Source organism: Ponticoccus litoralis, from assembly GCF_039769985.1.
In the GTDB taxonomy this organism is placed as follows: domain Bacteria; phylum Pseudomonadota; class Alphaproteobacteria; order Rhodobacterales; family Rhodobacteraceae; genus Ponticoccus; species Ponticoccus litoralis.
This window is the reverse complement of sequence record NZ_JBDNCH010000002.1, coordinates 2,325,478-2,350,799: the sequence shown is the minus strand read 5'-3', so window position 1 is coordinate 2,350,799 and position 25,322 is coordinate 2,325,478. Positions and strand designations below refer to the sequence as shown.

At 67.8% G+C, this 25,322-nt stretch carries 21 protein-coding genes, 1 tRNA gene and 7 pseudogenes; 11 read left to right on the top strand and 18 right to left on the bottom strand.

The genetic code is table 11. The features are described 5' to 3' along the window. Positions 1–13: 13 nt before the first annotated feature. Positions 14–181 (bottom strand): hypothetical protein, encoded by a 168-nt coding sequence (locus ABFB10_RS12720; protein ID WP_347166799.1) that lies wholly within the window; start codon positions 179–181, stop codon positions 14–16. Positions 182–910: 729 nt separating this feature from the next. On the opposite strand from ABFB10_RS12720, the gene ABFB10_RS12715 reads away from it, so the two are divergent. The 3 genes from ABFB10_RS12715 to ABFB10_RS12705 are packed head-to-tail and all read left to right on the top strand — an operon-like array spanning position 911 to position 2,287. Then, positions 911–1,327, top strand: coding sequence for a hypothetical protein (locus ABFB10_RS12715; RefSeq protein ID WP_347166798.1), 417 nt, complete (start codon positions 911–913; stop codon positions 1,325–1,327). Continuing rightward, positions 1,324–1,608, top strand: a complete 285-nt coding sequence (locus ABFB10_RS12710; RefSeq protein WP_347166797.1) for a hypothetical protein — start codon at positions 1,324–1,326, stop codon at positions 1,606–1,608. The genes ABFB10_RS12715 and ABFB10_RS12710 overlap by 4 nt, the downstream gene beginning before the upstream one ends. Next, a complete protein-coding gene (locus ABFB10_RS12705) occupies positions 1,583–2,287 on the top strand; it encodes a hypothetical protein (RefSeq protein WP_206566111.1) in 705 nt (234 codons plus the stop codon). The genes ABFB10_RS12710 and ABFB10_RS12705 overlap by 26 nt, the downstream gene beginning before the upstream one ends. 782 nt (positions 2,288–3,069) lie before the next feature. On the opposite strand, the gene ABFB10_RS12700 is transcribed toward ABFB10_RS12705, so the two are convergent. The 6 genes and pseudogenes from ABFB10_RS12700 to ABFB10_RS24140 all read right to left on the bottom strand — a co-directional run. Beyond that, positions 3,070–4,122 (bottom strand): quaternary amine ABC transporter ATP-binding protein, encoded by a 1,053-nt coding sequence (locus tag ABFB10_RS12700; RefSeq protein ID WP_347166796.1) that lies wholly within the window; start codon positions 4,120–4,122, stop codon positions 3,070–3,072. A 12-nt stretch (positions 4,123–4,134) separates the two neighbouring features. Beyond that, on the bottom strand, positions 4,135–5,175 hold the full coding sequence (locus ABFB10_RS12695) for an ABC transporter permease (RefSeq protein ID WP_347166795.1): 1,041 nt from the start codon (positions 5,173–5,175) through the stop codon (positions 4,135–4,137). Positions 5,176–5,414: 239 nt separating this feature from the next. Next, a pseudogene (locus tag ABFB10_RS12690) lies at positions 5,415–5,600 on the bottom strand (glycine betaine ABC transporter substrate-binding protein); the annotation flags it as partial. Positions 5,601–5,688: 88 nt separating this feature from the next. After that, positions 5,689–6,159: pseudogene (locus ABFB10_RS12685) on the bottom strand (glycine betaine ABC transporter substrate-binding protein); the annotation flags it as partial. A 255-nt stretch (positions 6,160–6,414) separates the two neighbouring features. Beyond that, positions 6,415–7,395 carry a M24 family metallopeptidase gene (locus tag ABFB10_RS12680; RefSeq protein WP_347166794.1) on the bottom strand — a complete coding sequence of 327 codons (981 nt, stop codon included), beginning with the start codon at positions 7,393–7,395 and terminating at the stop codon, positions 6,415–6,417. A gap of 19 nt (positions 7,396–7,414) precedes the next feature. Beyond that, positions 7,415–7,672, bottom strand: a pseudogene (locus ABFB10_RS24140) (aminopeptidase P family N-terminal domain-containing protein); the annotation flags it as partial. Positions 7,673–7,771: 99 nt separating this feature from the next. Here ABFB10_RS24140 and ABFB10_RS12675 point away from each other — a divergent pair. Continuing rightward, entirely contained in the window at positions 7,772–8,662 is an 891-nt protein-coding gene (locus tag ABFB10_RS12675; RefSeq protein WP_347166793.1) for a LysR family transcriptional regulator, read from the top strand. A gap of 502 nt (positions 8,663–9,164) precedes the next feature. On the opposite strand, the gene ABFB10_RS12670 is transcribed toward ABFB10_RS12675, so the two are convergent. From ABFB10_RS12670 to phnD, 6 genes and pseudogenes are all read right to left on the bottom strand, one after another. After that, on the bottom strand, positions 9,165–9,485 hold the full coding sequence (locus tag ABFB10_RS12670) for a DMT family transporter (protein ID WP_347166792.1): 321 nt from the start codon (positions 9,483–9,485) through the stop codon (positions 9,165–9,167). Between the two features lie 588 nt (positions 9,486–10,073). Further along, positions 10,074–10,964: an HAD-IIA family hydrolase gene (locus ABFB10_RS12665; protein WP_347166791.1), complete on the bottom strand. Its 891-nt coding sequence runs from the start codon at positions 10,962–10,964 to the stop codon at positions 10,074–10,076. Between the two features lie 9 nt (positions 10,965–10,973). Further along, complete coding sequence (gene phnE / locus ABFB10_RS12660) at positions 10,974–11,810, bottom strand: phosphonate ABC transporter, permease protein PhnE (RefSeq protein ID WP_347166790.1); 837 nt, start codon at positions 11,808–11,810, stop codon at positions 10,974–10,976. Next, positions 11,807–12,613 (bottom strand): phosphonate ABC transporter, permease protein PhnE, encoded by an 807-nt coding sequence (phnE, locus tag ABFB10_RS12655; RefSeq protein WP_347166789.1) that lies wholly within the window; start codon positions 12,611–12,613, stop codon positions 11,807–11,809. The genes phnE (ABFB10_RS12660) and phnE (ABFB10_RS12655) overlap by 4 nt, the downstream gene beginning before the upstream one ends. Further along, a complete protein-coding gene (gene phnC, locus ABFB10_RS12650) occupies positions 12,610–13,383 on the bottom strand; it encodes a phosphonate ABC transporter ATP-binding protein (protein WP_347166788.1) in 774 nt (257 codons plus the stop codon). The genes phnE (ABFB10_RS12655) and phnC overlap by 4 nt, the downstream gene beginning before the upstream one ends. A 109-nt stretch (positions 13,384–13,492) precedes the next feature. Further along, positions 13,493–14,474: pseudogene (phnD, locus tag ABFB10_RS12645) on the bottom strand (phosphate/phosphite/phosphonate ABC transporter substrate-binding protein). 242 nt (positions 14,475–14,716) lie between these two features. On the opposite strand from phnD, the gene ABFB10_RS12640 reads away from it, so the two are divergent. The 5 genes and pseudogenes from ABFB10_RS12640 (at position 14,717) to ABFB10_RS12620 (ending at position 18,364) form a co-directional block, all read left to right on the top strand. Continuing rightward, positions 14,717–15,451 carry a winged helix-turn-helix domain-containing protein gene (locus tag ABFB10_RS12640; protein ID WP_347166787.1) on the top strand — a complete coding sequence of 245 codons (735 nt, stop codon included), beginning with the start codon at positions 14,717–14,719 and terminating at the stop codon, positions 15,449–15,451. After that, on the top strand, positions 15,448–16,803 hold the full coding sequence (locus ABFB10_RS12635) for a HAMP domain-containing protein (RefSeq protein ID WP_347166786.1): 1,356 nt from the start codon (positions 15,448–15,450) through the stop codon (positions 16,801–16,803). Before ABFB10_RS12640 ends, ABFB10_RS12635 begins: the two co-directional genes overlap by 4 nt. Continuing rightward, a pseudogene (locus tag ABFB10_RS12630) lies at positions 16,800–17,399 on the top strand (sensor histidine kinase); the annotation flags it as partial. The gene ABFB10_RS12635 and the pseudogene ABFB10_RS12630, both read left to right, overlap by 4 nt. Before the next feature lie 67 nt (positions 17,400–17,466). Continuing rightward, positions 17,467–17,979, top strand: a complete 513-nt coding sequence (locus ABFB10_RS12625; RefSeq protein ID WP_347168081.1) for a response regulator — start codon at positions 17,467–17,469, stop codon at positions 17,977–17,979. Between the two features lie 217 nt (positions 17,980–18,196). After that, on the top strand, positions 18,197–18,364 hold the full coding sequence (locus ABFB10_RS12620; RefSeq protein WP_347166785.1) for a hypothetical protein: 168 nt from the start codon (positions 18,197–18,199) through the stop codon (positions 18,362–18,364). Positions 18,365–18,372: 8 nt separating this feature from the next. On the opposite strand, the gene ABFB10_RS12615 is transcribed toward ABFB10_RS12620, so the two are convergent. Next, positions 18,373–18,449, bottom strand: a tRNA-Arg gene (locus ABFB10_RS12615). A 282-nt stretch (positions 18,450–18,731) separates the two neighbouring features. Between ABFB10_RS12615 and ABFB10_RS12610 the strand changes: the two genes are divergently transcribed. Further along, on the top strand, positions 18,732–19,757 hold the full coding sequence (locus ABFB10_RS12610; RefSeq protein ID WP_347166784.1) for a LacI family DNA-binding transcriptional regulator: 1,026 nt from the start codon (positions 18,732–18,734) through the stop codon (positions 19,755–19,757). Between the two features lie 9 nt (positions 19,758–19,766). Beyond that, a pseudogene (locus ABFB10_RS12605) lies at positions 19,767–20,964 on the top strand (winged helix-turn-helix domain-containing protein). Between the two features lie 83 nt (positions 20,965–21,047). Here the strand turns inward: ABFB10_RS12605 and ABFB10_RS12600 are convergent. The 4 genes and pseudogenes from ABFB10_RS12600 to ABFB10_RS12585 form a co-directional block, all read right to left on the bottom strand. Next, the gene (locus ABFB10_RS12600; protein ID WP_347166783.1) at positions 21,048–21,665 is read right to left on the bottom strand and encodes a (d)CMP kinase; all 618 of its coding nucleotides are present in this window, start codon (positions 21,663–21,665) and stop codon (positions 21,048–21,050) included. A 91-nt stretch (positions 21,666–21,756) separates the two neighbouring features. Then, positions 21,757–23,115, bottom strand: a complete 1,359-nt coding sequence (gene aroA / locus ABFB10_RS12595) for a 3-phosphoshikimate 1-carboxyvinyltransferase (protein WP_347166782.1) — start codon at positions 23,113–23,115, stop codon at positions 21,757–21,759. A 309-nt stretch (positions 23,116–23,424) separates the two neighbouring features. Next, positions 23,425–24,139 (bottom strand): annotated as a pseudogene (gene trmB, locus ABFB10_RS12590) (tRNA (guanine(46)-N(7))-methyltransferase TrmB). Between the two features lie 256 nt (positions 24,140–24,395). Beyond that, positions 24,396–25,226, bottom strand: a complete 831-nt coding sequence (locus ABFB10_RS12585) for a hypothetical protein (protein ID WP_347166781.1) — start codon at positions 25,224–25,226, stop codon at positions 24,396–24,398. Positions 25,227–25,322 lie beyond the last annotated feature (96 nt).

Sequence of the window (25,322 nt, the reverse complement as noted above, 5' to 3'; positions counted from 1 at the left end):
CGCGGGCCCGGCCTCAGCGCTGTGCGGCCTCGACGGCGATCTGCACAAGCCGCGCGTTCTGGCACTTGGGATAGGTCGCGCCCGAGGTGCAGGCCTCGACGATGGAGACCGGAGAGCGCCCGCCGCAGGCCGCCAGCGCCATCACGGCGGCCAGCGCCGCCATCGTCAAACCCCTGTGCATCGCCCGCGTCCCCCGTGCTGCGCTTCCCCGGCGGCTCTGCATGGCCACCTGCCGCAAGGATCGGCGCAGGCAGCGCCGGCTGTCAAGCGACAAGGCCCCTATCCCGCCCGAACGCCCCTGCCCCGGCGTCCCAGGAAAGAACCGGGGCCGCCGCCCGTCCCGCGGGCCCGGCCCCGCCCCCCTCGGGCTTCTTCTTGGTCCAAATACCCTCCGCCGGAGGCATCCGGCGCCGCCCCGGAACAATGGCGCCCGCGTGGCGCGGTGCCTCGCCTCGGACAGGGGCCGGTTCGCCCGCCACCCGATGCCGCCGGAAAACCCCACCCGTCGTCGCGGCGATACGGCACGCCGGGGCGGTGGTTGCAATCTGCCCCTCTGGCCCTGGACAACCAAAGAGGCACAGCCGGTGCGGGCTCCGCGCCAGAGCCCGCTTCCCGTGGCGGTCTTCAAAGCCCCGCCGGGACCGGCCCGATGGGGTCGGCCCCGCAGGTCAGCGCCGGGCCAGAGGATAGCCGCGGCTTCGCAGACAGCCGATGCCGTAGACCGGGCGGGGCTTGCCCTTGTACCAGGCGCGGGTCGCGCAGGCGCGCGGCAGGTGGCCCCGGTAACTGCGGTCGAGGCAATGCGCCGAAAGCGCGTACCACGCCTTGTGGCGCCCCCCACCTGCCGCAGGCAGTGACGCGGCAGGGCTGCGGGCTGCCACCGCTTCTTGGCCTGGCGCTTGTACTTGCCGTGGCCGCGCTGCTTGCCGCCCCACTGATGCGGTTGGCCATACGGGCGCCCATCGCCGTACTGGCGATGGTTGACCTCGACCTTGCCGCCCTCGACGGCCTGTCCGAGAAGGGAAAGCGTCGCGGCCGCGCCGAAGGCGGGCTTCAGCCCCGCGTTGTCGGCGCGGGCGGGCGCGGCGCTGAGGGTTGCGATCAGGGCGCCGGCGACAAGGATGGCGGTGATGAATCTGGCGGACATGGATTTCTCCTTTCGGGCTGGGGGGAGGCGCTCTATCCTCGGGACAGGCACCCTGCCCCGCCAGCCTCGACCCGCCGCGCCGTTCCGGGCAATATCAGCCCCCGGCTATCGGATAACCGGCCCTGCACCGCCCTGTTGTTATTGAATTTCCACCCGTTCACCCACAGTCTGCCAGCATGAGACGCTCACTCGCCATTCCCCTTCTGATCCTGACGCTTGCAGCCCTGCCCGGCGCCGCCGCTGCGGACTGTTTCATCCATTACAAGGCCAAGCGGGACAACCCGCTGAGACTGCACTACGGGATCGTGCAGGTCTCGGGCTCTTGCCCCGGCGCCCCGGCCGGGGCCGTCAGTTCGCGGATCTCTTCCGCGGGCTGGTCCCTCCTGAACGTGACAAAGGTGACGCAGTCGCCGCCCACCGCATCGGAAATCAGCAGTGCCGGATCACACTATTACCGCTAGCGACAGCCGCCGCTCCGGCGCGCGCATCGTCGCCGCAGGGATCACCGCCATCGTGCTGATCCTTGCGGTGGCCGGTGCGCTGCTCTTGCTGACCCTGCCCGACGGCAATGCCTTCAACGCGCGGGTCGAACGGATCTTCGTCGAGAACGACAACCTGCAAAGTCAGGCCGAGGTCGCGCTGCTGGAAATCCTCGCGCAATCCGGCACCGCCTTTTCGGATACGCTGGCCAGCTACCGGGTGGTGATCTTCGTGCTGCTGGTCTTCGCCACGGCGCTTCTGGTCGCGGCGCTGGTCTTTCTGGTGCTGCTGATCTCGCTGAACCGCCGCATGGCGCAGATCGAGCGGTCGGGCATCGAGGTCAGTTCGCTGATCATCTCGCGCGAGGAGAACACCGTCTACCTGAACACCATGGGGTTCAAGCTGACCGATGCGATGATCGAGACGCTGTCGGTGCTGGCAGAGGCGCGGCTGGACGACGAGATGCTGTCCGGCGCGCAGATCGAATCGATGATTTCCGGCAAGCCCGAGATGGATTGCGAAGAGGCCGCCGGCGCCACCCGCATCAAACGCCTGCGCGACGGGCTGGGCAACCAGATGGTGTCGGAACTGCTGGTCAAGAACATCGCCCGTCGCGGCTATGTGCTGGCCATCGACAAGGGTGTGATCGAAGTGATCTGAAACGGTACGATGAACCGCGTCTTTCCGCACCCGGATGTTTCGGACCCGATGCCTCCGGGAAGACGCGACAGCTGTCGAATCCCTGCGGCGGATCTCTGTCACGCCGCAGGGCAGAGGCAGGCGGGCGCCGTACATAGATGAACGGCTATAAATGAACGGCGGATAAACATGTGCGGCGGGGGCCGGGTCAGCACCCGCGATCCCAGCCCTGACACGCCCGTACCCATCCCCGCCAGCCCCCAGCCGCCATGCGAACGGCAGCCTTTCCCCGAGATCGCCGCCATCGACCACGGCGCCACAGCCGGGCGCGGTGAAGCCGCGCAGGCCCGAGGCAGGCGGGGCTTCCGGGCGCAGGCTTTTGGGGCCACGTCAAGCGCCGCGGGCTTCCGGTCACGAAGCCGGCACAGGCCGATGGCGCGCATTACCCTTCGATGCCAAACCCTGCGCCTGATGCGCGGGGCAAAACCCGGAGACCGCAGGAAACCGAGGTGACCAGGTCGCCTGCGCGCCGCCCTCGATCACGGCGTGGACCCGGTCCTTCCGCGACGCGCCGAAGCTGCCAGAGAAGCGGTCGTCCGACGACTGGCGCCCGTCGGGCCACGCGGGCATAGGCATTGGCCCGCTGCGCCCTGATCGGCCCGACGACCTGCGCCGCAGCGCCCCCCTACGCAAGGGCCTGCCACATCACCGCAAGGGCGCGCCCCGGGGGCCGCTCCGGTGGCCAGAAAGGACCGTCGGCGCGCCACCGCAATGGCGGGGCGGACCCGATCGGAACGTCCCGCTCAGGACGCCTGGCGCATGCCGCCCTCGGAGGCCGCGGTCGGCACAAGCGCCTTGACGACGTCGGACATCGCCAGGGCGCCGATCTGGCTGCCGTCGCGCATGACGGCGAAGCTGCGTGTTGTGTCGCCCTCTGCCGTCGCGATGACCTCTTCGAGGGTGGCATTCTCGTCCACGCTGCCAGAGAGATTTGCCACAGCCCTGCCCCGCGTCATCACCGTGCGGGCGCGCAGCACGCGCGCGCGATTGATGTCCGAGATGAAGTCCACGATATAGGGATCGTTCGGGTTCATCAGGATATGCTGCGGCTCGCCCTGCTGCACCACCGCGCCGTCCTTCAGGATCACCAGATGGTCGGCCAGCTTCAGCGCCTCGTCGAGGTCGTGGGTGATGAACACCACCGTCTTGTGCAGCTCGCGCTGCAGCTCCAGCAGCAGGTCCTGCATGTCCGTGCGGATCAGCGGATCCAGCGCCGAGAAGGCCTCGTCCATCAGCATGATATCCGAGTTCGACGTCAGGGCCCGGGCGATGCCGACGCGCTGCTGCATGCCGCCCGAAAGCTGGTGCGGGTATTGCCGCCCCTGACCCTCGAGCCCGACGCGGTCGAGCCACCCGGTCGCCTCCGGCTCCCACTCCGAGCGCGGTCGCCCGTCCACGGTCAGCGGTGTCGCGGCGTTCTCCAGCACCGTCCGGTGGGGCAGAAGGGCGAACTTCTGGAACACCATGGACATGTGCTTGCGGCGCATCTCGCGCAGCTGCGCCTCGGAATAGTCCATGATGTTCTCGCCGTTGACGATCACCTCGCCGGCGGTCGGATCGATCAGCCGGTTGAGATGGCGGATCAGCGTGGACTTGCCCGAGCCCGACAGGCCCATGATCACCGTGATCTCGCCCGGGGCCATGTCGATGTTGATGTCGCGCAGGCCCAGCACGTGGCGGTGCTGTTCAAGCAGCTCTTGCTTGCCCATGCCGGCCTTGGCGCGGACAAGGGCCCCCCGGGGGTCCTTGCCGAAGATCTTGTAGAGATTGCGGATGGAAATCTTTGGGTCGGCCATGTCGCTCGCTCCTCAGTTCTTCTGTGCGGCGTTGACGCGCGCAAGCGCCGCCTTGGTGGAGCGGTCGAGAATGACCGCGAGAAGCACGATGCCGAGGCCCGAGATCAGGCCGACGCCAAGCTCGAGGTTGCGGATGCCGCGCAGGACCAGCACGCCGAGGCCGGGGGCCGAGACGAGGCTGGCGATGACCACCATCGCGAGGCTCATCATGATCGTCTGGTTCACACCGGCCATGATGTTCGGCAGCGCCAGCGGGATCTGCACGCCGTAGAGCTTCTGGCGCCCGGTCATGCCGAAGGCGTCCGCGGCCTCGATCACCTCCTTGTCGACAAGCCGGATGCCCAGGTTCGTCAGGCGGATGACCGGCACGATGGCGTAGAGGATGATGGCAATGCCGTAGAGCTTGGGCTCGGTCACCGAGAAAAGGAAGATAAGCGGGATGAGGTACACGAAGGGCGGCAGCGTCTGCAGCATGTCCAGCACCGGGATCATCGCCCGCTGCAGCCTGTCAGAGCGCGACATGGCGATGCCGATGGGCACGCCGAGCAACACGCATATGACGGCGCAGACCGCGATCACCGCCAGCGTCTGCATGGCGTATTCGTAGTAATCGATAAAGGCGAGGGCGGCGAAACTGCCCGCCACGAAGGTCATCAGCTGCCACGAGCGGCTGACCAACAGCACGATCAGCGCCAGCGCCGGGATCATGATCCACCAGGGCGTTTCCTGGAACAGCCAGAGCGCGTTCGAAAGCGCCCAGCTCAGCGGCTGGGTAAGCGGATCAAGCACGTAGGACAGGGCGTCCTTGATATCGAGAAAGCCCCGTTCGACCCCCTGCGTGATTTCGCGCGACTGCGGGAACGACGCGCAGGCGTCGTTGAGCGCGTCCATCGAGGGGAACGGCGTGTCCCAGGCCGAGACCTCGGGGGCGCCGCCGTCGCCCGACTGCCCGATGAGATCTGCCATCGACATAGGGGCGGAGCCGCCCGAACCGTCGCCGTCGCACCAGTCGCGCAGCCCGAGGCTGTTGAAGAGCCAGTCATAGGTGGCCATGGTGTTTTCCTGTACTGTTGAAGGGGCCGGATGCTTTGGGACGCTTTCCGGAAACGCAAACGGCGGCTCCGGGATGTCAGAGCCGCCGCAGGTCGTGTCAGCCGGTTATTGGTCCAGCAGGGGGCAAGGCGCGCGCGCGCGTCCTCGCTGATCCAGGTCGACCAGGTGTCCTGATGGTTGGTCAGGAAGTAGACCGCGCCTTCCTCGCCGGTTGCCGAATTGTCCTCCATCCAGCTCAGGATCGCGTTCATCGTCTCGGTCTTGAACGTCATGTTCTTCAGAAACTCTGTAAGCTCGGGGTGTTTGGCCGAAAACTCCGTGGTCACCGCGGTCTTCACCGGCGAGGGCGGGAAGGAACTGCGACCGACATCGGTGGAATCGGGATCCTTGGCGGCCGCGAAGGCCTCTTCGTCGTAGGCGCCCATATCGACCTGCACCAGGTCGTAGCGGCTCGATGACCGCCGTCGGGGCCCAGTAGTAGCCGAACCAGGGTTCTTCGTTCTCGAACGCCGATGCAATGGAGGTCGCCAGCGTCTCGCCCGAGCCGTGGTTGAAGATCTCGATGCCGGCATCCTCGACGCCGAAGGCCGGCAGCAGGTTGTCGTTGAAGACCCGGCAGCCCCAGCCCTCGGGGCAGTTGTGGAAGCGACCGCCGACCAGATCGGGGTTCGCGAGAATGCCCTCGATGGTCGTCAGCTCGGGATGCGCCTCGGCCAGATAGTCCGGGATCCACCAGGCATCGATGCCGCCCGGCTCTATCACCTTGCCGAGTTCCTCGATCTTGCCCTCGTCGCGCAGGCGGTCGTAGATCGAGCCGGTGCCGTTCAGCCAGAGCTCGGTGACGATGTCGGGCTCGCCATTTTCCGCGACCGAGGTCATTGCGGGGACGGTATCAGAGGGCACGACGGCGACGTCGCAGCCGTATCCCTGCTCCATGATGAACTTCGCGACATTGGTCACCACCGAGGCCGAGGCCCAGTTCATTTCGGTGATGCTGACTTCGCCGCATGTGTCGCTGTCCTGCGCGAATGCAGGCGCGGCCATGAGCGTGACCGCGGCGGTCATTAGAAAGCGTTTCATCGAGGTGTCCATTTCTTGTCCTTTCATCAGTATCTTAACCGTCAGGCAGGCACATAGGCGGGTGTCCCCGGATCCAACCGGTTCCATCATCGCTTCCGTGTCGGGCCTGATTGTCTTTCGGCAAAGCGGCGGCCATCCCGGCCGCGGCTTCCTGCAACGCTACGCGAGCAGGGCCTCTTCGAAGGGGAACCGCGAGAGCAACTCGATCCCGGTCTCCGTGATCAGCACCTGCTGTTCCAGCTTGACCCCCTCCCGGCCACCGTCCTCGCCGATGTAACTTTCAACGCAGATCGTCATCCCGGGGAGGATTTCACCGTCGTAGCCTGCATCGGGGAAGTCGCCGCGATGGTAGAGGTAGGGGTATTCGCCGGTCATGCCGCAGCCGTGCGCGCTGAGGTAATAGCGGTTGGCGTAGTACTTTTCGGGGATGTCCCAGGCCGCGTCCGCATAGTCGCGGAACGACATGCCCGGGCGCAGGATATCCATGTTGTGATGCACCTGCTCGTGCGCGACCCTGTACAGTTCGCGCTGTTGCGCGCTTGGCCGGGATGGCCCGGCGTGGAAGGTGCGCGAAAAGTCCGAGTAATAGCCGTGGCAGCCCACCACATCGGTGTCGAGCGCGATCAGGTCGTTGGCCCCGATGACATTGCTGCCGGTCTCCTGGAACCAGGGGTTGGTGCGTTCACCGGCGCTGAGCAGACGCGTTTCCACGTAGTCGCCGTTCTGCGCAATGATCGACCGATGCAGCACCGACCACAGCTCGGCCTCTGTCAGGCCCGGGCGTATCGCCGCGCGCAGTTCCGCGACGCCGCGCTCGGTGGCGCGCAGCGAGGCGTTCACGCATTTCATTTCCTCGGATGACTTGATGGCGCGGGCCATCTCTACCGGCTCCTGCGCATCGACAAGGCGCACGCCCGCTTCGCCAAGCGCGATGGCGGTGCCGCCGTTCATGCGCTCTATCCCGACGCAGGGATTGGCGCCGCAGAGGTCGCGCAGGGTTGCCGCCATGTCCCGCGCCCATCGCCGCTCGCGCTCGGCGATCTGCGGCCCGGCGGCAACGAAGCTTGCGGTGACTGCGGGGCGCACCTCGTCGATGGTCTCCAGTGCCCTCGGGCAGGTGCAGCGCGCCGGTGAATTCATACAGGATTGCACGATCCGCGGTCATCACCAGATAGCGCGCCGGTCCGTTGCGCATCGAGAAGACCTGCATGTTGCGTGCACCCGTGGCGTAGCGGATGTTCACCGGATCCATCAGGATCACCGCGTCGATCCCGCGGGCGGCCATCTCTCGACGCACGCGCGCCTGGCGCCAGGCGCGCACCGCGACAAGGTCAATTCCCTCGTCCTCGGGGCTGCGGTCCAGCAGTGCCAACCCGTCGAGGTCACTGCGTTCGGCGTGCCAGTCGAGCTCTGCCATGCTTCTCTTTCATGTCGTTGTCTGGGAACCCACAGTGTAACCAGAGACACCGACCCATAAAACATTGGAAATTCTCGTTCATTTCGATAACCAGAGGTTATGCAGCAATACCGCAAGAGCCTACCGCCCCTCGACACCCTGGTCTTTTTCGAATGCGCGCTGCGCTGTGGCAGCTTCACCGATGCAGCCGAGGAGCTCTTCGTCAGCCAGGCTGCCGTCAGCAAGCGCATCCGGCAGCTGGAGGAGTGGCTCGGCGTCCGCCTGTTCGACCGGCGGTCCTCGCGGCTGACCCCGACCGTCGAAGCGCGGCGCCTTGGCGATCGGGTGTCGACGACGCTGGAATTCCTGACCCAGTCGATCGAAGAGGTGCGCACGCCAAGCCAGCCCATGGTGCGCCTGGCCTCCATGAGCGCGGTCGGCATGTTCTGGTTGCAACCGAGGCTGCAACGCTTCGCGCTTGGCGACGCGGCCTGCATGTTCAGCCTCACGCAGAGCGACGATATCTCCCTTCTGTTCTCTGAAGAAAACGATCTTGTCGTCGTCTACGGCGACGGGGCCTTTCCGGGGTGGAGCGCAACGCGCGTGCTTGGCGAGGAACTGGCGCCGGTTGCCGACCCCGCCGTCGCAGAACGGCTGGCGGCGCGCGGAGTTCTCGCCGATGCCGATGCGCCGCTTCTCGATTATCATCGCGTGTCGCCGGACTGGATCAATTGGGACGTCTGGGGCGACCGGCTTGACCTGGCGCTGCCTCAGGACGATCTGCGCATTCAATGTTCCAGCTATGCCCAGTCGGTCGGCTACGCGCTCGAAGGGCGCGGCGTGGCGCTCGGGTCGCTGCCGCTGCTGGAACAAGAGGTCGCGACTGGCCAGCTCGCCCGCCTGCAGCAGCCGTCCTACAAGGGCCCCGGCGGCTATTGGCTCGCCTCACCGAAGGGCCGTAAGGTCTCGCAGGAAGCCGAGAACATGTTCAGGGCGCTGTACCGATCCTAGGACACCCGGAACAAGCCCGCCCTGCCGCAAGCGGGTCGAGGACCTGGGCAATCTGCCCGTGAAACCTGCCGTCGCAATCCCGGTGCGGGGCCGTGTTTTGGCCGGTTGGTGCCTGCAACAGGGACACAACCCGCCCCGGCTGACAGACATCCGGGGCATTCCGGCCCCTGCCCCATCCCGCTGTTGCGGACAAAGCCCTCCCCCGCGGCCCCAGCGGTCGAAACGATGCGCCGATGGGGTGGCGGTGCCCGCCGGTTCACGCAGTCGCCACACCCGGTCCGCCTGTGCTGGCGCGGGTTGTCATGTCCGGTGCCCTGACCGCCCGCATGGTCCGCGGTGCCGTCGCTGGCTGGCGAGTCCGCGCCGCACCAGCCCCCGGGCCGGATCCGGGGACACCGCACTGCCCCCTGGCTTCCCAAGCTTGCGACAGGCTGCCAAGGGGCAATCGCGTTGGCTCTCTTCATTGCGCCCCTGACCCGATCAGGCCAGGGGCCCGATAGCCCTAGTGAGAGCTGGACAGCTTCATCACGACAATGCCGGTCACGATGAGGGCAGCGGCAATGATCCTCGCCGGGGTGACTGCTTCACCCAGCACGGTAATGCCCACGACAAATGCGCCCACAGCGCCGATTCCGGTCCACACCGTGTAGGCCGTGCCAAGCGGCAGGCTGCGCATCGCCACGGAAAGAAGCGCGAAGCTTGCTATCATCGTGACGATCGTGATGACGCTGGGGGTCACAAGCGTGAAGCCCTGAGACTTCTTCATGAAGAAGGCCCAGACAATTTCCAGAATTCCGGCAAGACCAAGGAAAACCCATGCCATTTTCATTCCTTCCGAAGGATGGCGGGTCGTCCCGATTGCGTGGCCACGTTCGTCAAGGGGTCGTCCCCTTCGCGGCAGGTTCATCGACCGTCTCGGTCCGATGACGGGATCTGAATACCGGGCCCGTGACCCCAGTCAAGCGATTCGCGCCGTCTCTCATCGCTGCCGAAGCGCGGCCCCTGGTGCGGCAGCGCGCTTGGCGCCAACCTCGACACCCTGCCGGAAGGGCCTGTTTGCTGGCATCCATCGTTCCGCCCTTCCCCGGCTTCCGGGCGTGTTTCTTGCGGCGGTGCTGGAACCAAAGGCGCAGCCCGGCAAGAAATCGGGTAGCGCCCGGGAGGGACTGTCCTGCAAGGGGTCAGGGCCCGCTTGCGGCGGTTTGCGCCGGGTGCCGGACAGGGGCGCGATGCCTTGCCGCTCGCCGGATCCGGGCAGGCCGCCCGGCCAGAGGCAGCGACCCGCGACCGCCAGCCCGTCTTGCCCCTGCCCCCGCGGCCTTGCCGCCTTCGTCAGCAACCGGGGGCCTTCCGGGCCGGTCCGCCCCGCGCAGAAACGCCGGGGACGGAAGGCAATGCAAGGCAGACGGTCTCAGGTGCTATCAACAAGCCAGGCCGGTTGAATTCCGCTCGACGCGATGAATGGCGCCGGCGAAAGCCCGCGGAACAGGCCGTGTTCCAGGATCAGGACAGTGCCGAGACCGGCGGCTGCCCCGCCAAGGACATCCGTGTGAAGGGTGTCGCCGACCATGGCGATGCGCTGCCGGGGAATGCCCGACAGCCGTTCAAGCGCCGCGTCGAACGCGTTCGGAAAGGGCTTGCCGAACAGCGACAGCCCACAGGCCGAAGCGATGTCCTGCGCATACCAACCCGGCTCGATGGACAGGCCGTCATCGCGTGGGGCCACGAGATCAGGATTGGCGACGATGATCGGACGGGCGTGGAAATGCAGCGCCCGCTTCAGGCGCGCATTGGCTTCGTGACTCCAGCGCGCCGAAGACAGAAACAGGAAACCCGCAGCCGTGTTCATCAGATCCGGCTGGGCCAGCAGATCGGCCCCGTAATGACCGGGGGGCAGGTCCGACAGGTCGTCTTCGCCATCGGTTATCGCGGCCCAGACTCCGTGGACGGTGGGCAGATGGGCAAACGCCACATCCCGGCTGGAGACCACCTCTTCCAGACTGAAATCGAACCCCAGCCTGTGGTATTTCGCCAGCACGCCCGACCGCGTATAGCTGGCCGCATTGGTCAGCACCACGAGACGCTTCCCGGCGGCGCGCAATCGGGCGATGCGCTCGACCGCGCCGGGGATCGGGGCTTCGCCCCGGTTCAGCACGCCAAAGGCGTCGAGGATATAGGCGTCGTAATCGCCCATCGTGTCTTCAAGCGTCGCCCCCCGGCGCGAGGCCTCGGGGAACTGCGCCTGCGGCAGCATTGGCCGCAGGCATTCGTAGCGGGCAAAGGCCGTTTCGGTCGTGATCATGTCCCGCCCTTACAGGATCTTGCGGCGCAGCAGGGAAGACACCATCTCGCCGAAGATGACCAGCGCCAGGATGGTCAGCAGCACCATGGAGACCTCGGGCCAGTTGAAGGTGTCGATGGCGCCTTGCAGGATCATCCCGATGCCGCCCGCGCCGACGAGGCCCAGAACGGTGCTTTCGCGCAGGTTGATGTCCCAGCGCAGGATCGACACGGCAAAGAAGGCGGGCATGACCTGCGGCACGATGGCGTAGAGCACGATCTTGAACCGCGAGGCGCCGCAGGCCTCAAGCGCCTCGACCGGCTTGCGGTCGATTTCCTCGATGGCTTCGCCGAGCAATTTGCCCAGAAACCCGATGGAGCGGAACATGATCGCCACGATCCCCGCCACGATGCCGGGGCCGAAGATGGCGACAAACAGCAGCGCCCAGATGATCGTGTTCACCGACCGCGAGGACACGAGGATAAAGCGCCCGAGCCAAAGACAGGCGCGGTTGGGCGTCGTGTTCTGCGCCGCGATATAGGCCACCGGCAGCGAGACGACGACGGCGATCAGCGTCGCCAGCGTGGCGATGTTCACCGTCTGCCAGATCGCCACGAGGATCGAGGGCAGATTGCTTGGGTCCGGCGGCATCATCCGCCCGAAAAGGTCGGCCATCTGTGCCGGACTGTCCCAGACCCAGGCCCAGATCACGTCGATGCTGCCCAGTGCCCAGGCGACGACACCGGCGGCGGCTGCGAAACCGGCGTAGCGGGTCAGCCGCTGTTTCGGGGTGAAGCGCGACCAGTCATCGCGCCCGCTCAGGGCCTCGGAAAGCGATTGCGGTTCGGAGAGGTTCAAGCTGTTCATGTGATCCGCTTCCTGATGACGCCGCTGACCGCCTCGGAAACGAGGATCACGCCGACGATGACCATGGTGATGGCAAGGGCGAAGTCGTAGTCGTAGCGGTCGAAGGCATTGGCCAGCGTCGCCCCGATACCCCCGGCGCCGACGATGCCGACCACGGCAGAGGCGCGCAGGTTGCTGTCGAGCTGGTAGATGCCAAGGCCCACGAGGCGCGGCATGACCTGCGGCAGCACGGCATAGACCTGCGTGGCAAGGAAGCCCGCGCCGGCAGAGCGCATGGCCTCGACCTGGCCGAAATCGATCTCTTCGATGCGTTCGGCCAGCAGCTTGGCGACGAAGCCGACGGAGTAGACCACCAGCGTCAGCGCGCCAGCGAAGGGGCCGAAGCCCACGGCCTTGACGAAGATGATGGCCACGATCACCGGGTGAAAGCTGCGCGCGATGATGATGAGCGCGCGGCCCAGCAGGTAGACCGGCTTGGGGGCAATGTTGCCCGCGGCCATGAAGGCCAGCGGGACCGACAGGATGATGCCGCCCACGGTGGCGAGGATGGCGATCTTCAGGCTTTCCATGAAACCGTCGAAGAGCAGCCCGGCGCGTTCGAAGCTGGGCGGGAAGGCGCCGTTGAAGATGCGCTGCGCCCGGCTCATGCCGTCCGCCACCCGGTCCCAGTCGATGGGCAGGGTGCCGACGGTGAAGACGACGTAGACGGCGATGCCGATGTAAAGCGTCCAGCGCAGGACGGGATTGGCGATGAAGGGCGGCTTGCGCCAGGTTTCTGGCAGCCTGTCCGGTGTCGCGGTCATGCGGCGGCCCCCGCCTCGGCGCGGTCCTGCGCGGGGACGCCGGCGTAGATCTTGTCCATCTCGTCGCGCGTCAGGGCATCGGGTTTGTCGTCGAAGATGATCCGGCCATAGCGCATGCCGACGATCCGGTCAGAGTATTCCTTGGCCTCGGTCACGTTGTGGATGTTGATGATGACGGGCAGGTTCAGCTCCTGCGCAAGGTCGCGCAGCAGCGACATGATCTGCTCCGAGGTCTTGGGGTCGAGCGAGGCGGTGGGTTCGTCCGCCAGCAGGATCTCCGGGCGCTGCATCAGGGCGCGCACCACACCCACGCGCTGGCGTTCGCCGCCCGACAGTTCGTCGGCGCGCTTGTCCGCGTAATGGGCGATCCCCACGCGCTCCATCAGCTCGAAGGCGCGGCGGATGTCCTCCTTCGGGTAGCGGCGGGTCAGCGCCGCCCAGGTCGAGATATAGCCCAGCCGTCCGGCCTGCACATTCTCCATGACGGTAAGCCGGTCGATCAGGTTGAAGCCCTGGAACACCATGCCGATGCGGCGCCGCGCGCTGCGCAACTCGCGGCGCGACAGGGTGGTGAACTCGGTGCCGTTAAGCTCGACAGAGCCGGAGGTCGGCTCTACCAGGCGGTTGATGCAGCGCAGCAGCGTGGACTTGCCCGCGCCCGACGAGCCGATCACCGAGGTCAGCTGTTCGCCCTCCACGGTCAGGTCCAGCCCCTTTAGCACGGGGTCGCCGCTGCCGTAGCGCTTGGTCAGGTTGGTGATCTTCAGCATGGGATGCCTCTTTGGAATGGCGCGGCCCGGGCCCCGGCCGCGAGGTGGCCGGGCGGCGCGCGAGGCCCGGTGCGCGAGGGCGCACCGGGCTGGCGATGTCGGAAGGGGATCAGTTCCCGGCGAGACCCTGCGGCGTGTACTCGACGCCGTTGGAAGCCTGGATCTGGCGGATCACCGCCCACTGGTCCTTGTAGGTGATCGGGACGAACTTCGACACGCCCTCGAATTCATCGCCCAACGCGGTGCCCGCGAAGTCGAAGGAGAAGAAGGCTTCCTTGACTTTCTCGGCCAGCGCCGGATCGAGGTTGTGCGCCATGGTGAAGGAGGTCGTCGGGAAGGGATCGCTTTCCCAGATCTTGCGCACGTCGGCAGGGTCGTAGAGCCCGCGCTCGGCCATGCGGTCCACCACTTCCGAGGCCACCGGAGCCGCGTCGTAGTCGCCCGCGACCACGCCCAGCATCGACTGGTCATGCGAGCCCGAGTAGACCACCTCGTAATCCTTGTCCGGCTCGACGCCCAGGCCCGGGAACAGGGCGCGCGGCGCCTGGTTGCCAGAGTTCGAGGTGGGCGAGGTATGGGCCACGCGCTTGCCCGCGAGATCCGAGATTTCCTGGATGTCGCTGTCGGCCTGGGTGAACACCTGCAGCCGGTAGCCGAACTGGCCATCGTCGGCGCCCATGATTGCAAAGGGCACGGCCCCCGCAAGGTTCACGGCAAAGGGCGTCGGCCCGGTAGAGAAGCCCGCCACGTGCAGACGGTACGGACCGCATGGCCTCGACCTCGGCCGAGTTGGACTGCACGGCAAAGAACTGCACGTCCTTGCCGGTGACTTCCGACAGGTGTTCAATGAACGGCTCCCAGATGTCGGCATAGACCGCCGGATCCTCGACCGGGGTATAGGCGAACACAAGCGTGTCCGGGTCGCTGAGCTGGGCCGGGTCGGTGGGCGTGTCGGCAACGAGATCGCCGTTCGCATCGCAATACTGCACGTCGAGCGCGCCGCGTTCCGCGCAGTCCTGCGCATGGGCCGCGAAGGTGCTGCACGTCAGGATGCCCAGCACGGTGGCCGCACGGGTGATGAATGGTGTCATGGTTTCCTCCCTTTGACAGCAGGCGGATCCGGGCCGCACCTGCATCGACGCCCGCAGGCTAGGGGCGCCGGGTCCGGCTTGGCGAGGATTGAAGTGTTAATGAACCCGCTGCGGGCGGGGTGAAGTGTTAACAATATTACAAAGCCCCGCCGGCGTCTTGAATTCCCGGGTCTTCTGCGCGACGCCTGACGACAGATCGTCGGATCGGCGGTCTTGCCAGCGCGTCGCAGGAGGAGCGTCACATGCAGGCGTCCAGTCTGAAACCGGGGCCCGAACCCGTCATCGGCATCGTCGATGATGACGCGCAGGTGCGCGAAACCCTGTCCGAACTGATGCACGACAGCGGGTTCCGGGCCGTCTGCTGCGCCGATATCGAGGCCTTCCACGCGCTCGGCGATCCGCCGCCCGTGGACCTCGTGCTGATCGACCTGAGGCTGCGCGAGGAATCCGGCCTGACGCTGGCGATCCATCTGCGGGAACGGCACGAGATCCCCATCGTGATGCTGACCGGCGTGGGGGACGAGATCGACAAGATCATCGGGCTGGAGACCGGGGCGGACGACTACCTCATCAAACCCTTCAACCCGCGCGAACTGGTGGCGCGCATCCGCGCCGTGTTGCGGCGCTACGGTCATGCCTCCGCCCGACCGGCGGCGGTCGGCAAGCGCCAGATCGCCTTCGGCGAGAAGCGGATCGACCTCGACGCGCGGCGGCTGCTGGACGGGGACGGCGAGGAAGTGCCGCTGACCAACGCGGAGTACCGGCTGTTGGAGTTCTTTGCCCGCAACCCCGAGCGCGTCGTCCGGCGCGAGGAGCTGCTGGAAGAGCTGGGCGCCGACACCCAGCGCTACGTCGACCGCACCGTGGACGTGCTGATCCTGCGCCTGCGCCGCAAGATCGAGCCGGTCCCGGCCAAGCCGGTGCATCTGCAGACCCGCCGGGCGCGGGGCTATGTGTTCCACCTGGGCACCGGATGAGCCGGCTGCGCGACTGGTTCCGCGATTTCGGCGTAAGGATCCGCCTCTCGGCGGCCTTGGCGGTGATGTTCGGCCTCATGCTGCTGGTCAGCGTGATCGGATTGCGGGTTCTTGACCGCACCGAGGTCTGGATGAACGTGCTGCACCGCGACACGCTGACCGAAGTGGCCGCCGCGATGGATCTGTCCCGCGATGCGTCGGATCTTGCGACCTCGGCCCCCTTCCTCTTCGCGCTTTTCGCGCCCTATCAGCTGGAGCAGGAAGTCGCCAAGGTCATGGCGAACCTCGATCGCGTGCAGCACTCTTCGGAAAGCGACCCGGCGCTGGACCTGCCGCTGTCGCGTCTGCGCAGTGCCATCGAGGATCTGGCACAGGCGCTTCTGCCGCAAAGCGCGCGTCAGGCAGAGCTGAAGGCCATCGATCGCGCGCTGGTCCGGCTCAACGCCCGCAGCAGGCGCATGGCGCGCGACACTGCCTTGCCATTGGAGGCGCGGCAGGACTGGAGCGCGCTTCAGCAGCTGACGGCGGTTGCGCTTGGCGCCGCGCGCGCGGAAGAATTGATCGAACTGGGCGAATTCAGCCGCGATTTCCAGCGCCAGAGCCAGGCGCTGCGCTCCCCGGAACCGGAGGATCAGCGCCGAACCTTCGACGAGATCTCCGAGGTCGTCCAGCGCGGGACAGGGCTGTTCGTGCTCAAGCACGGTCATCTGTCGGCGCGGCTCGATGCCGAGAGTGCGCTGTTTCGCATTCGGCAGGAGACCCATCGCGTCAACGCCTTTGCCGAGACCAAAGTGGCTCAGGCCGAGGACAGGCTGTCCCGGGCCCGCGCCGCGACCTCGGACACGCTGGCCTACGCGCGCAATGCCTTTCTCGCGCTGATCCTTGCCAGTCTGGTCGTGGCGGTGACCTCCTCGTTTTATGTGTCGCGGCACGTGGCCCGCAACCTCGAACGCATCTCCGGCGCGATGCGACGGCTCGCCTCGGGGAACCTGCGCGTCGACCTGCCCGATGCGCCGACGTCGCGGGATGAGATCGGCCAACTGTTCACGGCTTTTGGCGTCTTCCGCGACAACGCCCGCAAACTGGACCGGCGCACGGCGCAGATACGCCATCAGAATGCGCTCTTTTCGCGCGTGTTCCAGAACATCAAGGACGGCGTTGCCGTAGAGGCCGAGGACGGGCGCATCATAGCCGAGAACGAGAACCTGCGCCGCCTGCTTCGCCTGCCGCCCGGCTCGGATCGGGGCGGCGATCGCATGAGCGACCTGGTTCAGGCCTCGCCCTTTTCGCGGGCCGCCGGAGGGAGGAGCGCGGCGGCTTCGAGGAATACGGCGATGCGGATGGCAACGTGATCGAGATCCACCTCTCGCCCCTGCCCGACGGCGGCCAGGTCTGGCTGATTTCCGCGACCACCGAACGCAAACGCATCGAGGCTCGGCTGGAAGCGATTCGCCGGGTCGAGGCCCTGGGCAAGGTCTCGGGGGAAGTGGCCCATGATTTCGGGAACATCCTGTCGAGCATCTCGGGGAACCTGCACCTGCTGGAACAGGCCGAACCGGAGCGTCGGCGCGACCTGCACAACCGGCTCGGGGCGGCGGTCGACCTGGGCACCAGCCTGACGGAACGGCTTCTGGCCTTTGCGCGCAAGCAACATCTCGCGCCGCAGGTGACGGATGTTTCGGAACTGGTGACGGGCATGGCGGATCTTCTGGAAATCGCCATACCGGGGCAGGTCTCTTTGGTTGTGGACGTGCCCGAGGCTCCGGTCACCTGTCTGGTCGATCCGGGCCAGCTTGAAAGCGCCATTCTCAATCTGTGCATCAATGCCGGGCAGGCCATCGCCGCGACAGGGTCCGGCGCGGGGCAGATCGTGGTGTCGGTGCAGGCCGGCGACATGGTCCGGGTTGCGGTGCGCGACACCGGATGCGGCATGTCCGAAGAGGTGCTGCGCCATGCCACCGACCCGTTCTTCACGCGCAAGCCCGACGGCAGCGGCACTGGCACTGGGGCTGTCGATGGTGGACGGTTTCGCGCATCAGTCCGGCGGGCGCCTGGATATCGAGACGGCAACCCATGGCCCATCCCGCGGGACGACCATTACACTGTCCTTCCCGCGACAAGGCGCCCCCGAAATGACGCCCTCTGGCTGCGGGTCGGTCAGGGCCCTGGTTGTCGACGACGATCCGCTGGCGCTGGAACGATCCTGCGTCTTTCTGGCAGCCATGGGGGCACGGGTCATGCGCGCGGCCTCCTTTGCGGAGGCGGTCGAAGCCCTGAAGGCGCTCGACCATCTCAACCTGCTCCTGACGGATCTTTGGCTCGATGACGGGTTCAGCGGGCGGGATCTGATCGTGCAGGCCTGCGGACATTTTCCCGAGTGCCAGGCCGCGCTGATGTCCACGCGTGGCGCTCCGGCGGATCTGCCCCCGAAGGTTCTGTTCGTAGCCAAGCCGGTCACTCAAGACGCCATACGGAAAATCTATTCCGCCGTTCCTGGCGCGACACCCCCTGCGTCACAGGCCCCCTGAGCCCCGAACCTGGCGCGCGCGTGGGACACCAGCGCCCGGGTTTGCTCCGGCTTCAATGGGGGCCGAGACCCGGATGCCCGGAGACACGGGAGCGCTTCGGCAATGCGGGCCGCGAAGCCATGCACAATCGCCGGCCCATCCTCGACATGCCAAGCGCAGGGCCTGCGAAAGCGCAGCACTCCGCTGCCGGCCGAGAAAGGCGCGCGGAGGTCAGACCATGAGCATCCCGGCACACAGCAGTACCAGTGAGGCCCTGCGCCATGTGCAGGCTGCACGTCGCAAGAGGCGGGTCCAAGAGGGCATGAGGCTCGCCCAGAACGTGGCCACCCTTTCGGACTGGCCGGGCAAAACCACCACAGAAGCATCTGAAAAGAAAGGTAAATAATGACTACTTGGCGATCCCGGCAGGATTCGAACCTGCAACCTGCCCCTTAGGAGGGGGCTGCTCTATCCAGTTGAGCCACGGGACCGCGCGGGAGCGGTCTTAACCCGGATCGCCGCCGCTGTCATGCCCTGTTCTGCCAGCGCCCCATGCTGCGGCTCCGGCGCACCACCCAGGGCAACAAGCCGCCTGCCAGCCGCCCGCCGCGGGCCGTGGCGAACCGGGCGGCGGGGCCTGCAATTGGCCTGCCGCGCCTGTCGCCGCTGTGTCCCGCCAGCCCGCGACCTTTTTCCCGACCGCCCCTTGTCATGCGTCTTGGCCTCCTTCTGGGGTTGGAGTAACCTCCGGGCAAACAAGAGAGGTTCTGCCCTTGGCCAGCGACGATCCCCGCCCCCTTACCCTTCGCGATGTCTCCGAGGCTTCGGGTGTGTCCGAGATGACCGTCAGCCGCGTGCTGCGCAACCGTGGCGACGTCAGCCACGCCACCCGCGAGCGGGTGCTGGAAGCCGCCAAGACCCTTGGCTACGTGCCCAACAAGATCGCGGGCGCGCTGGCCAGCCAGCGGGTGAACCTTGTCGCGGTGATCATTCCCAGCCTGCGCAACATGGTCTTTCCCGAGGTAATGGCCGGCATCAGCGGCGTCCTGGAAAACACCGACCTGCAACCGGTCGTGGGCGTCACCGACTACATGCCCGAGAAGGAAGAGCGCGTCCTCTACGAGATGCTGTCGTGGCGGCCCTCGGGTGTGATCGTCGCGGGGCTGGAACACACAGAGGCCTCGATCGCCATGCTCAAGGCCTCGGGCATCCCGGTGGTCGAGATCATGGACACCGACGGCAAGCCCATCGACTGTGCCGTGGGCATCAGCCACCGCCGCGCCGGGCGCGAGATGGCCCGCGCAATCCTGAAACAGGGCTACCAGCGCATCGGCTTCCTGGGCACCAAGATGCCGCTGGACCACCGGGCACGGAAGCGCTTCGAAGGCTTCACCGAGGCGCTGGCCAAGGAGGGCGTCGAGATCGTCACGCAAGAGTTCTACTCCGGCGGCTCGGCGCTGGCCAAGGGCCGCGAGATGACCCGCACCATGCTGGAGCGCGAGCCGGAGCTGGATTTCCTGTATTACTCCAATGACATGATCGCGGCGGGCGGCTTGATGGAACTGCTCGATCAGGGCATCGACATCCCCGGCCAGATCGGCATCGCGGGCTTCAACGGGGTCGAACTGCTGGACGGTCTGCCGCGTCGGGTCGCCACCATGGACGCCTGCCGGTCCGAGATCGGCACCAAGGCGGCCCAGGTCATCGCCGCGCGGGTCGAGAACCCCGAGGCCGAGATCGAGCGCATCATGGAACTGACGCCCCGGATCAGCTACGGCGACACGCTGAAGCGCCGCTAGCCGCCCGTGCTGCGGCTGCCAAACGACGCCGCGCGGCGGCTGTTCCTGCACCGCCACCTGCTGGCAGAGGCGCCCGCCGGTCCCGGCAAGGGCGCCGACCTGCACGGCCTGATCCAGCAGCTGGGCTTCGTCCAGCTGGACAGCGTGCGCACGGTCGAGCGCGCACATCACATGATCCTCTTCGCGCGGCGCCCCGCCTATCGCCCGCGCCACCTTGGCCCGCTGCTGGAACGCGACCGGCTGCTCTTCGAGCACTGGACCCATGACGCGGCGCTGATCCCCATGGCCTTCTACCCGCACTGGCGGCTGCGCTTCGCCCGCGACCGCGCGCGGCTCGAAAGCCGCTGGGAACGGCAGCGCCCGGCGGGGTTTTCCGAAGAGGTGGCGCAGGTCATGCAGCAGATCCGCGAGACCGGCGCCTGTTCCTCGTCGGACGTGGGCGAAGGCGAGGCTCGGTCAAAGGGCGGCTGGTGGGAGTGGCACCCGTCCAAGACCGCACTGGAATACCTCTGGCGGTCCGGCGACCTTGCGGTCTGCCACCGCGCGGCCTTTCGCAAGAACTACGACCTGACAGAGCGGGTGATCCCCGCCGAGGCCCGCGACTGGCTGCCCACCAAGGCCGAGAGCATCGACTGGCTCTGCCGCGCGGCGCTGGACCGGCTGGGCTTCGCCACCTCGGGCGAGCTGGCGGCCTTCTGGGCCACGGTCACGCCCGCCGAGGCCGAGGACTGGGTCGAGGCGGCCACTGGCGCGTGGCGCGGTCGAACCGGTGGAGGTCATGGGCCAGGACGGCAAGCCGCGCCGCTCGGTGGCCTTCCCGGGCGTCGTAGAGGCGGCGCAGACGGCGCCGGAGCCCACCAAGCGGCTGCGCGTGCTCAGCCCCTTCGACCCGGCCCTGCGCGACCGCAACCGGGCGGAACGGCTGTTCGGCTTCCATTACCGGATCGAGATCTTCGTGCCCGCCGCGCAGCGCCGCTATGGCTATTACGTCTTCCCGCTGCTGGAAGGCGCACGCCTCGTGGGCCGCATCGACATGAGCGCCGACCGCACGACGGGGGCGCTGGTCGTCACCGCGCTCTGGCCAGAGCCCGGGCTGCGCTGGGGCGAGGGCCGCCAGTCACGGCTGGAGGCAGAGCTGGCGCGCGTGGCGCGCTTCGCAGGACTGGAAAGCGTGCGGTTCGAAGACGGCTGGCTGCGCACGGCCTGAGCGCCGGGTCGATACCGGGCCGACACCCGGCCCGCGCGCGGTCCTGCCGGGGCCGCGGCGGGTCGCAGACCCACCCTGCCCCGTCAGCCCGCCCGACCGCCGCGCTGTTCGACTGCGGCCACGGCCCGGGCCACCGCCGCCTCGATGCTCAGCGCCGTGGTGTCGATCTCCACCGCGTCCTCTGCCGCCCGCAGCGGCGCATCCGCGCGGCCCATGTCGCGCTCGTCCCGCGCCCGGACATCCGCCAGCACGGCGGCGAGGTCTGTCTCGACCCCCTTGGCCTGCAACTCGGCAAAGCGCCGCTCGGCGCGGATCTCGGGCGAGGCGGTGACGAAGAGCTTGGCCTCGGCCTCGGGGCAGATCACCGTACCGATGTCGCGCCCGTCCAGCACCGCGCCACCCGCGCGCCGCGCAAAGGCGCGCTGGAAATCCACCAGCGCCGCGCGCACCTCGGGGATCGCCGCCACCTTCGACGCCGCCTCTGCCACCGCGGGCAGGCGCAGCGCGTCGCTTTCAAGCCCGCCGGCCTGCAGGGCGCGGGCCGCCGCAATGGGCTCTTCGCCCTCCAGCAGGCGCGCGCCCACGGCCCGGTACAGAAGCCCGGTATCCAGATGCGCAAAACGGAAATGCGCCGCCAGCGCGCGGCTGATCGTGCCCTTGCCCGAGGCCGCCGGCCCGTCGATGGCGATGGTAAAGCTCATGCGTCCTGCTCTCCTGCTTTGTCCGGCGCGCGGCCCGGCCCCAGCATGCACCGCAGGCGCCGGGGCACAAGGCCCCGGGCGCGGCCCCTGCTCAGGCGGTCTCGGTCGCGCCGCGCGTGATCCGCGCGCCGAGGCCGGTCATCAACCCCTCGAAGATCGGGAAGGAGGTCGCGATCGCGCCGCCGTCGTCCAGCGTCATCGGCGCCTTCGAGGCCATGCCCAGTACAAGGAAGGACATGGCGATGCGGTGGTCGAGATGGGTCTTCACCGTCGCGCCGCCCGGCACGGCACCACGGCCGCAGCCATGCACCGTCCACCAGTCCTCGCCCTCGTCCACGGCCACGCCCGCCGCCCGCAGGCCCGTGGCCATGGCGTCGATGCGGTCGCTTTCCTTGACGCGCAATTCCTTGACGCCGGGCATATGGGTGATGCCCTCGGCGCAGGCCGCGACGACGGACAGCACCGGGTATTCGTCGATCATGCTGGCGGCGCGCTCGGGCGGCACCTCGATGCCCTTGAGGTTCGGCGAGAACCGCGCCCGCAGGTCCGCCACCGGCTCGCCGCCCTCTTCGCGCATGTTCTCGAAGGTCAGGTCGGCGCCCATGTCCTGCAGGGTAAAGAACAGCCCTGCCCGGGTCGGGTTCAGCCCGATGTTGGGCACCAGCACGTCAGAGCCCTCGACGATCAGCGCCGCGCAGACCGGGAAGGCCGCCGACGAGGGATCGCGCGGCACGACGATGGTCTGCGGCTTCAGCTCGGGCCGCCCCACCAGAGTGATCACCCGCCCCTCGGGGGTGTCCTCGGTGGTCACGGAAGCCCCGAAGCCCGTCAGCATGCGCTCGGAATGGTCGCGGGTCGCCTCGCGTTCGATCACCACGGTCTCGCCGGGGGCGTTCAGCCCCGCCAGCAGCACCGCGCTCTTGACCTGCGCCGAGGGCATGGGCGTGGCGTAGCGCACCGGCACCGGGCTGGTCGCGCCCAGGATGGTCATCGGCAGCCGCCCGCCCGAGCGCCCGTAGGCCCGCGCCCCGAACAGCGCCAGCGGGTCGGTCACCCGCGCCATGGGCCGCTTGTTCAGCGAGGCATCGCCGGTGAAGGTCGCGGCGATGGGCGAGGTCGCCATGGCGCCCATGATCAGCCGCACGCCGGTGCCCGCATTGCCGCAGTCGATCACATTATCGGGCTCGGAGAAACCACCGACACCCACGCCATGCACATGCCATGTCTCGCCACGCTTCTCGACCTCGGCGCCGAAGGCGCGCATGGCCTTGCCGGTGTCCAGCACGTCCTGCCCTTCCAGCAGCCCGGTGACCTTGGTCTCACCGACCGACAGCGCGCCAAGGATCAGCGAGCGGTGCGAGATCGACTTGTCGCCCGGCACATGGGCCTCGCCTTTCAGCGGGCCTCCGCGCTCGGAACTCATGGGGATCGGGGTGCCATGGGCAGACATGATAGCGCTCTCCTCGGGCCGGGTCGACGCGGTGATAGAGGAAGCCCCCGGGCCTGTCCATGCCCGGCCGCCGATGGGCGCGCGAAGGCCCTCCACACAGGCCCCGCAACCGCCACCGAAGCCCGCCCAGACCGCTACGCTCCAGCGAGGCCCGCCAAGGCCTGCCCGCCCCCCGCTTGTGCCCCATGGCCGCCGTCCGGCCACGCCAGCGCGTGCCGGCCGGCACCCCTGCTTCTTTGGTCTTCCAAATACCTCGGGGGGCCGCGCAGCGGCGGGGGCAGAGCCCCCTGCCCGCCCGGCCCACAGGCGCTACCGCCGCCGGAAGGTCAGGTAATGCGGCACCCGGCCCTCGCGCAGGGCCTTCTGCTCGTAGCGCGTCGACAGCCAGTCGCCCCAGGGCGCGCGCCAGTCGTCGGGCCGCTCCGCCAGCCAGTCGAAGCCCGCCTTCGGCACCTCGACCAGCGTCTGCCGCACGTAATCGGGAATGTCGGTGGCCACGCGGAACTCTGCCCCCGGCGCCAGCACCTCAGCCAGCGGGTCCAGATGCTCGGGCGTCACAAAGCGCCGCCGGTGGTGCTTCTTCTTCGGCCAGGGGTCGGGGTACAGCAGGAAAGCCTTGGCGATCGATCCCCCCGGCAGCACGTCGAAGAGGTTGCGCGCATCGCCCGGGTAGACCGCGAGGTTGGTCACTCCCGCCGCCCGGATCTTGCCCAGAAGCATGGCGACGCCGTTGATGAAAGGCTCGCAGCCGATGATCGCCACATCCGGGTTCTGCGCCGCCTCGGTGCACCAGGTGCTCGCCGCCGCCGAAACCGACCTCCAGCCAGACCGGACGGTCGCCGAAGCGCGCCTTCAGGTCCAGCGGCAGGCGCTCCGGGTTGACCTCCCAGTCCACCGCGCCGGGCGACAGGGCCGCGAGGTCCTCGTCGAGGTAGGTCTCTTGCGCGGGCCGCAGGGTCTTGCCCTTCACCCGCCCGTAGAAATTGCGCCACGGCGCGCCGGGATGCTTGTTCGATGTCGTCATGGCGCCCGCCCATAGCGCCAAGCCCCGCCCGCATCAAGCGCAACGGCGGCGCCGCGCGCGACCGAAGGGCCTTGCCGCCGCCGGTGCGGCCCGCGCCCCATGCGCAAAAGGCCCTTCCCCCGGCAGGCAAGTGCTGCGGGAAAGGCTGTCCCCCGGCCCGCGCAGGGCGCAAATGGCCCCGTGACCAGGCCCCGGTGCGCGCAGGGCCCTTCCCCGCGCGCGCAGGGCCCGCGCGCCGCATCCCTGCCGGTCCCGGCTAGTCCGTCAGCACACCGGCCTGCACCAGCTCCAGCCGCGTGGGAAACCATGTCGTGCTGCGCAGGCGCTTGGTCTCGATCGCGAAGTCCAGCGCCACGCCCCGCGACTGCATGAAGCCCATCTCCTTGAACAGCTCGGACTGGGTGTCCTCATAGACCCAGGAGGCGAAATCGAAGGGTGTCTCCCAGCCCTCTTCCCCGGCGTAGCTGTCGTAATAGGTCTTCATCGCGCCCGGCGCCCAGCTGCGCTGATGGAAGCCCAGCTTGCCGCCGCGCGCCAGGACGCGCCGGGTGCCGCCAAGGAAGATCGTCACGCAGGAGGACGAACATTCGCCCTCCACCACGGTATCCAGTTCGAAATCGATCACCACGCGGGCCATTTCACTGCCTGCCCAGACGCTGCCGCCGGTGCTGTTCAGCCGCAGGCTTCGGATGCCCTCGGTGCCGCGCAGGATCTCGAGCAGGTCCTCCAGATCGCCGTTCTGGATCTCCCGGTCGCCCGGGTCGGAGGCGGCCTCGGTGTCGTAGATCAGGACCGGACCGTCGACGTGGAACTTGCCGCTTTCGGGCTGCCCGTCGGCCTCGGCCTGCGCCAGAAAGGGGACCGCGATACAGGTCAGGACGGTGCGGCACAGCATGGGGGCGATTCCTTGGGGGCAACGGGTCTCCGCATGAAAGCGCGCCAAGCGGTTCCGGGCAAGGGCGGCGTCGGTCCGCGCCAGCGAGCCGCCGCGCCCCGCCCCGAGGCCGCCGCCCGACCGCCGCCCGGGGAACCCGTGGCGCACCGCCATCATCCCGGCGCTGGCGCCCGGCAGGCCGGCCACGGCCACGGGCCGGCGGCCCCTCCCGTCATTTCCCCTTTCCGGCCATGCGGCCCCAGCCAGCCAGACAGACCGGGTGACCAAAAAGAAAAGGCGCCCCCGGGG

Excerpts from the sequence above, each read along its gene's own strand:
- ABFB10_RS12665 (WP_347166791.1), bottom strand. The coding sequence starts at position 10,964 with ATGATCACGACCGAAACGGCCTTTGCCCGCTACGAATGCCTGCGGCCA.
- ABFB10_RS12625 (WP_347168081.1), top strand. The coding sequence starts at position 17,467 with ATGGTGGACGGTTTCGCGCATCAGTCCGGCGGGCGCCTGGATATCGAG.
- phnE (WP_347166790.1), bottom strand. The coding sequence starts at position 11,810 with ATGAACAGCTTGAACCTCTCCGAACCGCAATCGCTTTCCGAGGCCCTG.
- ABFB10_RS12700 (WP_347166796.1), bottom strand. The coding sequence starts at position 4,122 with ATGGCCGACCCAAAGATTTCCATCCGCAATCTCTACAAGATCTTCGGC.
- ABFB10_RS12675 (WP_347166793.1), top strand. The coding sequence starts at position 7,772 with ATGCAGCAATACCGCAAGAGCCTACCGCCCCTCGACACCCTGGTCTTT.
- ABFB10_RS12670 (WP_347166792.1), bottom strand. The coding sequence starts at position 9,485 with ATGGCATGGGTTTTCCTTGGTCTTGCCGGAATTCTGGAAATTGTCTGG.
- ABFB10_RS12600 (WP_347166783.1), bottom strand. The coding sequence starts at position 21,665 with ATGAGCTTTACCATCGCCATCGACGGGCCGGCGGCCTCGGGCAAGGGC.
- ABFB10_RS12710 (WP_347166797.1), top strand. The coding sequence starts at position 1,324 with ATGAGACGCTCACTCGCCATTCCCCTTCTGATCCTGACGCTTGCAGCC.
- ABFB10_RS12720 (WP_347166799.1), bottom strand. The coding sequence starts at position 181 with ATGCACAGGGGTTTGACGATGGCGGCGCTGGCCGCCGTGATGGCGCTG.
- phnC (WP_347166788.1), bottom strand. The coding sequence starts at position 13,383 with ATGCTGAAGATCACCAACCTGACCAAGCGCTACGGCAGCGGCGACCCC.
- ABFB10_RS12620 (WP_347166785.1), top strand. The coding sequence starts at position 18,197 with ATGAGCATCCCGGCACACAGCAGTACCAGTGAGGCCCTGCGCCATGTG.
- ABFB10_RS12640 (WP_347166787.1), top strand. The coding sequence starts at position 14,717 with ATGCAGGCGTCCAGTCTGAAACCGGGGCCCGAACCCGTCATCGGCATC.
- ABFB10_RS12635 (WP_347166786.1), top strand. The coding sequence starts at position 15,448 with ATGAGCCGGCTGCGCGACTGGTTCCGCGATTTCGGCGTAAGGATCCGC.
- aroA (WP_347166782.1), bottom strand. The coding sequence starts at position 23,115 with ATGTCTGCCCATGGCACCCCGATCCCCATGAGTTCCGAGCGCGGAGGC.
- ABFB10_RS12680 (WP_347166794.1), bottom strand. The coding sequence starts at position 7,395 with ATGAATTCACCGGCGCGCTGCACCTGCCCGAGGGCACTGGAGACCATC.
- ABFB10_RS12695 (WP_347166795.1), bottom strand. The coding sequence starts at position 5,175 with ATGGCCACCTATGACTGGCTCTTCAACAGCCTCGGGCTGCGCGACTGG.
- phnE (WP_347166789.1), bottom strand. The coding sequence starts at position 12,613 with ATGACCGCGACACCGGACAGGCTGCCAGAAACCTGGCGCAAGCCGCCC.